Here is a 12,959-nt window from a genome sequence, read left to right as displayed (position 1 = left end):
CTTCTTTATTAAAAATCAACATTTAAACCTACAGATACGGTTTTTGGGTTAGGATAAACATTTAGTGAATATGAAGTAATCGGCTCCGGATCAAATCCTTTCCAATCTGTCCAAGTATAAAGGTTCTCTGCCTGAACAAATACTTTGATTCCTTTTACCGGCAGTTTACCTAATTGACTTTTGCTAAAGTTATATCCAATAGAAATATTCTTAAGTCTAATAAAATCAGATTTGTGTAAGAATCTGTCTGAAGAACCTAAGCTTAAGTTACTAGCTTTTAATGCAGGAACATCAGTATCTCTGTTATCAGGAGTCCAGGCGTTCAATAAATCAGCAGAAAGGTTTCTTGTTCCAGCTGCACTTGGGTCCATAATCCATGATTGTAAGTTATCATAGATCCATCCTCCTTGTTGGAAAGAGAATAAAGTATCAAGGAACCAACCTTTGTGCTGTACGTTGAATCCAAAACCTCCTGTAAACTTAGCATATCTTGATTTTCCTGTCAATACTCTGTCTGCAGATGTTGGAGCTTCAGTGACATTTCCGTTTTTATCAAGGAACTCTAAGTTTCCGTTATCACGATTTACACCTACATACGAATATAGCTGATATTGACCAGCAGGACCACCAATAGCATTTACCACATCCCCTGAAAGATTTTCACTTCCCATTGAAACAATCTTATTCGAGTTGTATGAACCGTTAACGAACACCGAGAATCTTGTATTTTCATTTCTGATCACGTTGTATTTGATCATTCCTTCAATACCTTTATTATCAAGAATCCCATCATTCCCTCTGAATGCATAAGTACCTGTAACAGCCGACAATTGAAGGTCATTAAACATTCTTGTTGTTCTTTTCTGGTAGTAATCAAAGCTACCTTCGATTAATCCTTTATAATTAAAATCCAATCCGATGTTGCTTTGTTTTACCTGTTCCCACTCCAGGGAAGGGTTTGACAAGTTTACAAAGTTATATCCTAGTAAATTCTGGTATCCTGAAACACCGTTATAAAGATTAAGGAAGTTATTTGGAAGAAGTGCTAATGGGTTTTGGTTATCACCAGCAATTCCTAAGTTTTGGTTACCTGTAGTACCGATTGAAGCTCTTAACTTAAGCAATCTGAATCCGGAATCAGCCATGAATTCTTCTTTATCAACATTCCATCTTGCCGCTACTGACCAGAAAGTCTCCCATCTGTTTGTTGGAAGGAAACGGTAAGAACCATCTCTTCTTACAACTCCACTTACTCCGTATTTATCTTTGTAATCGTAGTCTACTGTTGCAAAATAAGCTAATGTACCAGCAGTTACCTTCGTAGCACTGTTAGAAGGTCTGTAAATGTTTGGAGTATCTGGGTTAAATGGAATATAACCAGTTCCTGCACCAAATTCCCACTGTAATGGGTTCAGACCGTTTTGTCTTTGTGATGTTGAAGTTACATGAGCTTTAATATAATCCAAGTATGCAGCAGCACTAATCGTATGATCTCCAAAAGATTTATTGAATGAAATATTTGTAATACTGTTGAAAGTAAGATCTCTTGTTGTTGAGAAATCTTCGAATCCTCCATATGTAGATCCATCTCCTTTAGCAACACTGATAGCAAGGTATCCTAGTGGAGATCTTGCAAAATTTCTTTCGTATTGTTTGTACTCAATACCTGTTCTGTTTCCAACGCTTAAATAATCTGTAATTTTATAGTTTACGTTAGCATTGGCAGAGATACTTAGTTCAGTAAATCTGTTTCTGATTCCTCCATTGATGTTATCCTGAAGAATCCATTGTCTGTTGTTCGTTGCATCTCCTTTAATAGCATTATATAAATCCAGTCCATTTGCATATGGAGAAGGCGCAATATATGGTAATGAAAGGACACCTCCGAATAAAGGATTCTGAAGGGTATTGTTGGAAATACCTGTATTCGTTTCATCATCCAGCTGATTTCTTCTGGAATATCCTAACCCCATGATAGCACCGAAAGTCAGTTTCCCGTCTTTAGTCTTACCATTAAGGTTGTTTCTCATTGTAAATCTCTTAAAGTCTGTAGATCTTACAGTACCTTCACTATCAAGATATCCTAAAGAGAAAAAGTTATTGATGTTTTCTCCACCCCCTGTAATTGAAAGGTTGTGCTGCTGAGAAATACCAATATGGGTAAATTGCTTACTCCAGTCTGTATTAGTACCCCAATTGTTAATTCCGTCTTGTGTTAAAGTACCCCCTTTACCAGTTCCCAAAGTCTTTTGAATCTGTAAAAGTTGTCTAGCATCTGACATGTTATAGTCAGAAGTAGGTAATTTACTGAAAGAAGTTAATGCATCATAAGACACCTTCAGTCCAGAGTTAAATTTTCCTCCTTTAGTCGTAATTACAACAACCCCGTTCGCAGCTCTGTTACCATAGATCGCAGTTGCCTGAGCATCTTTCAGGATACTGAACGTATCAATGTCATAAGAGTTCAGGTTTCTAAACTGAGAACCGGAAGTAATTACCCCATCCACAACATACAAAGGATCTGTAGAACCATTAAGGGAACTTGTACCTCTGATCAAAATATTGAATTTTCCAGAACCTGGAGATCCAGATGCTGAATTCACTACAATCCCGGGAGCTGTACCCTGAATAGAGTTCAGTACCGAGATATTAGGTCTGTTTTCTAAGGTTTCAGCACCAACTGTTACTGAAGATGAAGTTGTTTTAGCTTTAGTAGCAGTCTTGCTATATCCTAAAACAACAACTTCCTCAAGTTTTGTCTCCTTGTCCTTACTGTTCTTAGAGTCCTTTTCCTGAGCTAATACAGTCTGTCCTGTAAAAAACAAAACACCGACTGTCAAAACGCTTAATTTCACATTCATATTAACAGATTTTAATATATTCAAGTGACAAATATGTCAATAAATATCTGTAACATCAATTCATTAAACTCTGAAAACGGGCTTCTGGAAAGGGCAGATTCACATCCATACTTAAAAAATGATGGAGAATCATTTTAATTATATTTAAAAAATTAACAAAAAATAAGTCAATTTTAATATTAACGGAATTTTAATAAATTTAAAAATTAAAATCAATTTTCATTTATTTAAAACAAATGATAAAAAAAATAAACCCAAACAATCAATATATAAGAAAAAAATAAAACAAACCAATTCTTAATTTGGGGCAAAATGGAGAAAAAAACACCTTATTTTCTTAATTTTTATATAAAAAATACACTCTTACAGGCAGAGAACCCCTGTTTTAAGAGAGTCTCGCTGAGATAAAAATTAAAAAACTATTAATATACTATATTCAGAATTCGGTTGAAGTCCCCAATATTTTCACTGTTATTCTCTGTATTTTTTTAACCTTTTCACCATTAAAATTAAAAATAATTCAACTTTAAAAATGATAAAAATTCACCCTGTTTTTACCTTGATAAAAAAGTAAAACACCCCAAAATATGAGGTGCTTTTTATATTAAATTCAGGATCATTTTACTTCTGAAAGCTATAATATCTGGCTCCGATCAAAACAGGATTTTCAGTCTCAATAGAAACAAGCCCGAAACCTTTATACGCTCTGTTTACAGATTCTTTCAGTTGTTTTCTGTGAAGTTTTTCATAAGTTTCAAAATCAACAGCTGTTCTTTGGTTCAGATTTTCGAATAAGTTCCATTTTTCTGCTACTTTTCTCCAATTGCCAGAAACCTTACCTGCAAAAACTTTTGATTTTGAACCACTTCCATAGCCTACAAAGCCAATTTCCTTTCCTGAAAGTTCTTCATTTTCATTAAAAGCTATTTGTAATGCGGAAAGAAATGCCATAAAGATGGACGCTGTATACATATTTCCTATTTCAGAAGAGGCTCTCTGGGTCTTTTCTATTTTATCATTGATTAATTTCAGATAATTTTCAGATTTTGCAACCGCCTTCTGTTCATCTGCAGTTTCATAGGAAAGATTATTTTCAAGACTATAAATTTCCGTAAACACTCTTTTTCCATGGAAAGCATATGGAAGATGGAAAATAATATACTTCCAGTTTTCATAAGGTTTTTCCTGTCCGGTTATTTCTTTATAATGATAATAAGCTTCTTTTATTCTATCCTGATAGCACTGATTAGAATATTGTCCATCAAAAACAGGTTCATCCGTAAAAATTTCAATTTTTTCAGGGTATGTTTCCGGCGCACCATTCAAGTTCTCTTTATTATACAATCTTCTCGGTTTGAAAAAATCAAAAACACTTTCAGAAGCTACTCCCCAGTTATTTTCAATTTCAAGAAGATCTGGTTTTGATGAAACCAAAAGAGATACAGCTCCTCCTCCCTGTGTATATTCTCCTGAAGAGGCTAACTCATATTTGGCGTAATCACTGGCAATTACTACTGCTTTTTTATCAGGATTCACTCTTACGAAATCCAATGCATTATGTAATGCATCTACCCCTCCTACACAAGCAAAGGTCATATCCAGAACATCACAGTTTTTGAAGCATCTTGCTCCAAACTCCTCTTCCAACACCTTTTCTACCATCTGTACCGCATAGGAAGCTGTAGGTTTTGCTGCATCCACAGCACTTTCTGTTCCAAGATATACTCTTGCTATTTCTTTAGGATTGATATCGTAATCTTGTATAAGCTTCAGTAATGCTTCTGCTGCAAAAGTTGCCGCGTCTTCATGAACATCAGAAAGTCCCATTTTATGAAGACCTAACCCTTTTTCCAATTTCGCTGGTTCTATTCCTCTTTTTTCTGCTAAATCCTTCATCTCCAAATATAAACCAGGCACATAATAGCCCGCTGCTTCAATTCCAAAACTCATAATTGTCTAAATTTTAAACGAATTTATGAAAGATAATGCAAAAAACAGTGGTAAAAAATGCTGATTTTTGTAATATTACTAAAAACAACATCCCTTACATTATATTTCAACAAACTGGTATTGATCCCGAATAAAAAGAAAGCCAGCAAAATCTGCCGGCTTATCTACTTATTTATAATTTTCAATTGCTTTATTGATGACATCAATCTGCTTGTTGATGCTTACTGCATTTTGTGGATTTTGTTTCAGTAACTCCATCTTTTTGCTTAAGCCATCTTTCAGAATCTGAACCATCATCATTTTTGCCTGTGGGTTATCTGCCATCTGGTTTTTGGCATATCCCGCAATTTTTGTGACGCTTTCAGTTGCTTTCAGGTTATCTGAAGTCATAATCCAATTGAATCCTTCTTCTGCTGCTTTTCCTAATTCCGGATTCTGGAATTTAATAAATGGATAAAATGTTGCAAGTGGTGTAATATTTTCCATTTGAGAAGTAATTTTATTCTTCACAATAATAGGAAGCAATTGTGCCTGTAGCTCATCCGAAGCTCCTTTCATATCAATTTTATCAGCCAGATTATTAGCTCTTGACGGATCGATTGAAAGAATGGCACTCATAGAACTTCCTTTCACCGCATTTGAAACAGCATTAACTCCTTTTTCAAATAATGGAATGTATTTCTTATCTTTTGTCTTTCCTAAAGCGGCAATAGCAGCAGCCTGAGTTAAGGTTTTAGGATCATTTGAAGCCAGTTTTTCAACATCAGCACCTAGTGCTTTCATCTGCTCAGGATTGGTAAGATCTATTAATCCTAATGCTTTTATTCTTATTCTAAAGAATGGATCTTTCAATGCGGCAGCTAATAACTTTACTGCAGCAGGACTTTTTCCAACCTGATCTTTTATTCCTGTTAAAGCATTATATCTATTTTTGAATTCCTTAGAGTTGGTAAACTGCATCAGGTTCTGCTCCGGGGTTTTAGTATCGGTAATATCTGCCAATAAAACTCCATCTGCATTAATGTTTACCAGATCCGGAGTCTTAGAAACATCAAAGTTGAATGTATTCTTTGCCTCTGCATTTACCCAGACATTGTATCTTTTTGGCTTTCCGTTGTCATATACATCTATTGCCAGAGGGAACTCAAACGGCTTTTCCTGAGTTTGATTAATAGTTACTGACACCTGCTTTTTCACAGGTTCAAATGTAGATGAGTAATTGATTTTTGGGTTTCCGCTTCCGAAATACCACTGATTAAAGAACCAGTTTAAATCTTTTCCCGAAACTTTTTCAAAAGACAGTCTCAGCTGATGTGCTTCTGCGTTCTGATATTCGTTGGTTTTCAGATAATCATTCATTCCGGCAAAGAAGGCATCATCTCCAAGATAGCTTCTCAACATATTGAGAATTCCTCCCCCTTTCTGATAGGTTACCAGGTCAAAAACATCTTCACGGGAATCATAATTGAACCTCACAAGGTTTTTATTGAAGTCGGATGGATTGTGAATATACTGATTCACGTCTGACATCAGGTGATAATCTGCCTGGTCTTTTCCGTACTTATATTCGTTCCAAAGGTATTCGGAATAGTTGGCAAAAGATTCATTGACGGTAAGATTACTCCAGCTTTCTGCAGTAACCAGGTCTCCAAACCAATGATGGAACAATTCGTGGGCAATGGTATCTTCCCATTTATTTTCATCAATAAGCTGTCCTGGTTTCTGAAGGATATCACTTCCGTGAAGGGTCGCTGTGGTATTTTCCATCGCTCCACTCACATAATCCCTGCCGGAAATCTGAGCGTATTTGGCCCATGGATAGTCATAGTTCAGTCTTTTAGAGAAAAAGTCGATCATTTCCGGAGTATTACCGTAGATCTGCTTGGCATAAGGCTCGTATTCTTTTTCGATGTAATAATCAACCGGAATATTTTTCCATTTGTCTTTTACAATAGCATATTCCCCTACCCCCATAAAGAAAAGATAGGTAGAATGCCTTTTATCCATCACCCAGTGATCAGTTCTCAGATTATTGGACTCCTTTTTAGAATCTTTCAGAATACCGTTGGAAAGGGTAACATATTTATCAGGAACGGTCATGTAGATTTCCTGTGTTGTCTTTTGATTCGGTTTATCGATAGTCGGAAACCATGCAGAAGAAGATTCCGTCTCTCCCTGAGTCCAGATCTGTGTCGGCATATCCGGATTTGTCCCCTGAGCATTGATGAAGTAAAGACCTTTCGCATCATTGATGGCCATACTTCCTTCCTGTTTTACTTCGTTCGGGCGGGATGTGTATTTGATATAAACTGTATAATCCTGATTTTTCTGGTATGTTTTATCCAGAGTAATTTTCAGGACATCACCTTTGTATTCATACTTTAGAGGAGATTTTTTGCCGTTATTATCAAGAGCTACTTCATGAATCAGCATTCCTTTTGCATCAAGTGTCAGTTCGTTTGAAGCATAAAAATAGGGTGAGGCAGTAAGCCATTCTTCTCCATTCATTTGTTCTTTCTGATAATCGAAATCTACTTTCAGCTTCGTGTGTTTGAGTTCTGTTACTTTGGTATGGGTAGCTCTGTACACTTTTTCCCTTCCTGAAGTTTCAGTTTGTGCTGATACATTTGCGGAAAATAAAATCCCAAGTATAGCAATTGATAAAATGGCCTTTCTCATCGGTCTACTTTATTATTTTTTAGATTTATTTTTTTATGATAATATCGAAAATATCATTGACTAAGGTTTCATAGTCTCCTTTTTTAAGTTGTTCCTTCGTTTTTGCAAAAGCTTTTTTCAGTTCACTTTCAGGATTTTCGTCGTCAACTATTTCTACTGAAGCGACTCCTTTCAACTGAAGTACTGCATTTTTCAGTGCTTCAATGTCCGCATTTTCTTCAATATCGATTTTTAAATACTTCATGATTTATTTTTAAGCATTTGAAATTTATGATCTACCCCCGGCCCATTTATCTTCTTTCACAAAGATTCAATAAGCAAGCTGGAGTTGTTCTTTCAAATGTAAGAAACAATTATTAAAGGAAAGCCTGATTACGTTTTTATATCAGGATAAATTGAAGCATAAGCTACTTCGTACGGATTATTTTCCCGTCTTTGTAAGAAAACCTTATAGTACAGTTTGATTCTCTTTCTATGCTGTAAACATGAATCTTTTGAGGATACAATAATGTTCCGGCCAGCAAATCAGGCACAGGTCTAACGGCCCTTATATTCCAGAACTTATGACAAAAGTAATATCTCCTATTAAAGTGAAAATAATAGAAGGATATTGATAAAAAGGATTAGATAGCTATAAAAGGATATCAAATGGCTACAGGAGCCTTAATCCCCGGATGCGGATCATAATTCTCCAAGATAAAGTCTTCAAAATCAAAATTAAAGATGTCTTTAACCTCTGGATTCAGCTTCATTGTCGGAAGTGATCTGGTTTCTCTAGCAAGCTGTCTGTTGACCTGTTCAAAGTGGTTGTTATAGATATGAACGTCTCCGAAGCTGTGAACATAGTCTCCTACTTCCAAATCACAAACCTGCGCTACCATCATCAACAGCAATGCATAGCTTGCAATATTGAACGGTACTCCAAGGAAAACATCAGCACTTCTCTGATAAAGCTGCAAGGATAATTTACCATCTGCTACATAAAACTGGAACAGTGCGTGACAAGGTGCCAATGCCATATTGGGTATTTCCGCCACATTCCATGCAGATACAATGAGTCTTCTGGAATCGGGGTTCTTTTTGATCTGGTCTATTACTTCTGTGATTTGGTCCACAATTTTTCCGTCTGCTCCATTCCAGCTTCTCCACTGTGCTCCGTACACGGGTCCCAAATCTCCATTTTCATTCGCCCATTCGTCCCAGATGCTTACTCCGTTATCTTTAAGGTATTTGATATTGGTATCTCCCTTCAGAAACCAAAGCAATTCATAAATAATAGACTTCAAATGCACTTTTTTAGTCGTCACCAATGGAAATCCTTTTGACAGATCGTATCTCAACTGATATCCGAAGACACTTCTTGTTCCAGTGCCCGTTCTGTCGGTTTTATCAGTTCCGTTATCTAAAATATGCTGTAAAAGATCCAGGTAGTTTTGCATTTTGAATGGGATTTTAAGTTTTCAAATTTAGTAAAAACCATCAAAAAAAGCACTCCTTTTTATGAATGCTTTTTATAGAGACTATCTCTATTTTCTATTAAACAGCTGTTTATCTGCGATCTAACATCTTATATTTTTACCATATATTTTCAATCGTCTGGCTAATGGTGTTTACAGTGAATGATTCTCCTGTTTTTTTACCATACATCACTTTTACCAAAGGAGATTCAGCCGAAACGGTCATGACTTTCTGATTGTCAACAGCAATTTCTCCCATTGAAACAGAGATATAAAACAATCCTTTATTGGTTTTCACCAATGCTCCGTTCTGAACTTTTTCTGAAGGGTCAGACGTTATTTTCTGCAAAACAGCCTGCTGGTTCAAAACTTCATTAAGCTGTCTCTGAAGATTATTAATTTCCTGCTGAAGCATTTCTCTTCCGGTTTCATATTTATCACCCATTGAGCTTTTCGTATCATTATTGGAAGCTCGTGTTTCTGCGATAAGGTTTTCAAAAGACTGGATTTTGTCCGTCGCTTTTGCTTTAATTATATTTATTATTTCTTGTTTGTTCATGGTAACGCTGGGATTTTTTATTATGAATGGTAGACCACCCCGTCAAAATCATAGATTTCGACACCCCTCCAGCGGAGTGGAATTGAGCACCGTTTAAAGACTATTCATTAAGATTTTACAATTTCAGCCAAAATTTTATGGCTTTCATTTTTGAAATACAGCGTATTCTGAAACCTGGAAACTGAAATCTTTTCCAGCATTGAAATCTCTTTTTGTTTTATCGAAAACATTTCCGAATGTTCCTGATACATGTTCGTCTTCAATTGAAAAGTTAACAGCTTCTTTCGACATATTCAGAACTACCAGTACTTCATCTTTTCCATTTTTTCTTACATACGCCAGAATCTTGTCATTGGCTGTAGTATTTAAAAGATAGGTAGTCACATTGGAATCTCCTCCTCTTAGTGCCGGATTGGAAGCTTTTAACTCCAGTAATGTTTTATAGAAATCTGCTGCCAGGTAAGTATTACTCCATTTGATAACATCTTTTTCGAAAAACTCCAGTCTTTTCATGTTGGGAAGTTCCTGACCTGAATATAATAACGGAACTCCATTCCATGTTGCTGAGAATACAGCCATAGGTTTTGTGATGACTCCATATTTTTCATATTCGGTTCCGTTCCATGAGTTTTCATCGTGATTTGTTGTAAACCAAGCTCTCATTGAAGCATCTCCAATATTAGAGTATTGTTTTAAAAGGTCTTTAAGTTCCTGAAGAGGTTCATTTTTTTTATAATAGTCGGCAGATTTGTGCATCCACTTCCAGGAATAACTGGCATCAAAAACTTTTCCATATTCGGGACTTTCCAACTCATCAAATTCCCCCAGCCAGAAAAGGGGTTTTATTTTTTCTACTTCAGGGCGTGCCTGTTCCCAAAAATCCACTTCTACCCATGAAGCAAGATCACATCTGAAACCGTCAATTCGGGTTTCCTGCACCCAAAATTTCATAGCATGTATCATCGCCTGGCGCATTTCCTGGTTTTTATAATCCAACTCAATGATATCATCCATTCCTGAAGCGATATGGAATTTACCGTCTGGATCTTTCAAATAAAATTCGGGATGTGTTTTGGTCCACACATGATCCCATCCGGTATGGTTGGCGACCCAGTCTATGATCACTTTGAATCCCAATCTGTGCGCCTCATTTACCATATCTTTAAAATCCTGCAGGGTACCGAATTCAGGATTAATGGAAGTATAATCTGCAGCGGCATATGGGCTTCCCATACTTCCTTTTTTATTCTGCTGGGCAATGGGGGTAATGGGCATAAACCAGAGTGTTTTTACTCCCATAGATTTCAGGCGGGGCATTTCTTTTGCAAATGCTTTGAAAGTTCCTTCCTGAGTATATTGTCTTATGTTTACTTCGTAAATATTCGTGTTATGTTTCCAATCTTTTGGCAGTTCTGTCATCTTCCGTGTATTTTTTTGAGTGGTACAGGAAACAATTCCCAGACCAATTACAGCTAACAAAATTAATTTTTTCATTAAACTATTTTTAACAAAAGTAAGGATTGTTTTTTGAGAAAAAGTAAAAGGGAAAGTGAAATCATTAAAAGGTTAATGGGTGAATTTGCGAATCGGCTTACTGGCACTAAGCAGATGAATAACTCTTTTTGATTTTTTTTTGCCATAAAAAAGCCCCGGATCAAAACCCAGGGCTCATTATATTGTGTTGACTATCTTTCTTCGTCATTGTCATCCTCATCATCAAAGACATCATCGTTGTAGTCTTCTTCTTCCTCATCATCGAAGCTATCATCATCTTCATCTGAAAAATTTCCTCCTGCTCCAAAATCATCATCAAAACCGAACTCATCATCTGCCAGAGGCATTGCTGATTTTCTTTTGGATCCTCCAGCAGTTCCATTTTTGCTAGGTGCTTTCAATGGAACATTTCCAAATCTGTATACTGTGATTGGATAGTTCACGCCTTTTGTTTCTTCAATGACTTCTACAAGCTCACAGAAGAATTCCCAAAGGTCTAGCAGCCCATACTGAAACTGTGCTTTGTCACCTGCATTTGCAAAGGCCTCATCAATGTAAACATCTGACATAATTTCGCCATCACCATCATCACTCATATCTTCCAATGGGACACTTTTTACGATCGTTCCGTCATCTTCTAACAGATTAAAAGTAGAAAGCTCATCTCCCTGCAGACTGAATGCACTTTTAATTCCTAAATGTAAGTTCCATAACGTTTGTTTTCCCTTAACTTCGATATCTCGGAAAATATCTTCTTTCGCATCTAATATTACGCGGATTTTGTAAACCATATCAGTTTCTTAAATTACTTTTTTGCCTTTATAATTATGATAAATCTCTGGTGCAAATATATAATAAATGACATGTGACAAAAAAATATTTCAGGATTTTTTAAAATATTTTTTTTTCTTACATTTTGCAGGAATTATTTACTTTTTTCGAGCATAAAACTGAATTTCGTTCCTTCAAGGTAGACACTTTCTACAGTAATATTTTCGTTATGAGCTTCAAGGATGTGTTTTACAATCGCCAATCCTAGTCCGGAACCGCCTTCTCTCCTGCTTCTGCTGGTTTCTACACGGTAAAATCTTTCGAAGATCCTTGGAAGAAGTTCAGATTTTATTCCCATTCCGTTGTCTATTACCTCTATCAGTACTTTATTTTTAAGGACACTGGTCTTTACAATGACTTTCGCTTCCTGCCTGTTGGCATAATGAATGGCATTGGAAATAAGGTTAATGAAAACCTGAGAAATTTTCTGTTTATCCGCTTCCACAAAAATCTGTGGATGAAGGGTCTGTATTTGTAAGGTGGTATTTCGTTTTTCAGCTTCAAGATCAAGCAGATCAAAGATTTCCTTGATCAGAAGATTGACATCAAATTTTGAAACGGTAAGGTTGATTTCGCCTGCTTCCAGCCTGTTGATCATATCCAGGTCTGTTACAATAGCAATAAGTCTTTCTACGGATTTGTCTATTCTTTCCAGATATTTATCCCGAATGGTAAGGTTGTCTACCCCACCGTCTCTTAAGGTTTCCACATATCCCTGGATAGAAAATAAAGGTGTTTTCAATTCGTGGGAAACATTTCCGATGTATTCTTTACGGTAGCTTTCCATCTCTTTCATCATATCAATTTCTGATACCTGCTGCTGATTGAGGTCTGAAAACCTTTCCCCTAATTCTTTGATCGTGATATTCTCATCGTGATTCTGAACTATTTCCTGCGGAAGAAATCCGGAAAGACCTTTTACCTGTTTTCTGCTGTAGTAATTGAAAAGAAGTTCCAGCACTACAGAGTTAATCAGAAAGATCAGGATAATACAGATCAAAAGACCCGTTTTGAACAAAGGGGTCTCATAATAGATATCTTTCAGTGAATCGAATACGACTACTAAAAGGAACATTACCAGTGTCAGCAGACAAGAGGCAACGAGGGTAAGTCTGTAAAATTTCAATT

General features: G+C 36.2%; 9 protein-coding genes. All 9 read right to left on the bottom strand.

Features of this window, described 5'->3' with window-relative positions; genetic code table 11:
- Positions 1 to 8 precede the first annotated feature (8 nt).
- The 9 genes from C1634_RS04060 to C1634_RS04020 all read right to left on the bottom strand — a co-directional run bounded on the left by C1634_RS04060 (position 9) and on the right by C1634_RS04020 (position 12,957).
- Positions 9 to 2,861, bottom strand: a complete 2,853-nt coding sequence (locus tag C1634_RS04060; RefSeq protein WP_103233302.1) for a SusC/RagA family TonB-linked outer membrane protein — start codon at positions 2,859 to 2,861, stop codon at positions 9 to 11.
- Positions 2,862 to 3,482: 621 nt separating this feature from the next.
- Positions 3,483 to 4,811: a hydroxymethylglutaryl-CoA synthase family protein gene (locus tag C1634_RS04055; protein ID WP_109737929.1), complete on the bottom strand. Its 1,329-nt coding sequence runs from the start codon at positions 4,809 to 4,811 to the stop codon at positions 3,483 to 3,485.
- Positions 4,812 to 4,979: 168 nt separating this feature from the next.
- Positions 4,980 to 7,490 (bottom strand): M1 family metallopeptidase, encoded by a 2,511-nt coding sequence (locus C1634_RS04050; RefSeq protein WP_109737928.1) that lies wholly within the window; start codon positions 7,488 to 7,490, stop codon positions 4,980 to 4,982.
- 25 nt (positions 7,491 to 7,515) lie between these two features.
- Positions 7,516 to 7,734, bottom strand: coding sequence for a hypothetical protein (locus C1634_RS04045; protein WP_103234222.1), 219 nt, complete (start codon positions 7,732 to 7,734; stop codon positions 7,516 to 7,518).
- Positions 7,735 to 8,134: 400 nt separating this feature from the next.
- The gene (locus tag C1634_RS04040; protein WP_109737927.1) at positions 8,135 to 8,929 is read right to left on the bottom strand and encodes a thymidylate synthase; all 795 of its coding nucleotides are present in this window, start codon (positions 8,927 to 8,929) and stop codon (positions 8,135 to 8,137) included.
- Between the two features lie 136 nt (positions 8,930 to 9,065).
- Complete coding sequence (locus tag C1634_RS04035; RefSeq protein WP_103234224.1) at positions 9,066 to 9,506, bottom strand: GreA/GreB family elongation factor; 441 nt, start codon at positions 9,504 to 9,506, stop codon at positions 9,066 to 9,068.
- Positions 9,507 to 9,650: 144 nt separating this feature from the next.
- A complete protein-coding gene (locus C1634_RS04030) occupies positions 9,651 to 11,000 on the bottom strand; it encodes an alpha-amylase family glycosyl hydrolase (protein WP_103234225.1) in 1,350 nt (449 codons plus the stop codon).
- A gap of 191 nt (positions 11,001 to 11,191) precedes the next feature.
- The gene (locus C1634_RS04025) at positions 11,192 to 11,791 is read right to left on the bottom strand and encodes an IS1096 element passenger TnpR family protein (protein ID WP_103234226.1); all 600 of its coding nucleotides are present in this window, start codon (positions 11,789 to 11,791) and stop codon (positions 11,192 to 11,194) included.
- Positions 11,792 to 11,925: 134 nt separating this feature from the next.
- Positions 11,926 to 12,957, bottom strand: a complete 1,032-nt coding sequence (locus tag C1634_RS04020) for a sensor histidine kinase (protein WP_103234227.1) — start codon at positions 12,955 to 12,957, stop codon at positions 11,926 to 11,928.
- Positions 12,958 to 12,959: the final 2 nt, after the last annotated feature.

The organism is Chryseobacterium viscerum, from assembly GCF_002899945.2.
Taxonomy (GTDB): Bacteria; Bacteroidota; Bacteroidia; order Flavobacteriales; family Weeksellaceae; genus Chryseobacterium; species Chryseobacterium viscerum.
Note: the sequence above shows the minus strand (reverse complement) of the source record. Positions and strands in the feature narration are given on the sequence as shown.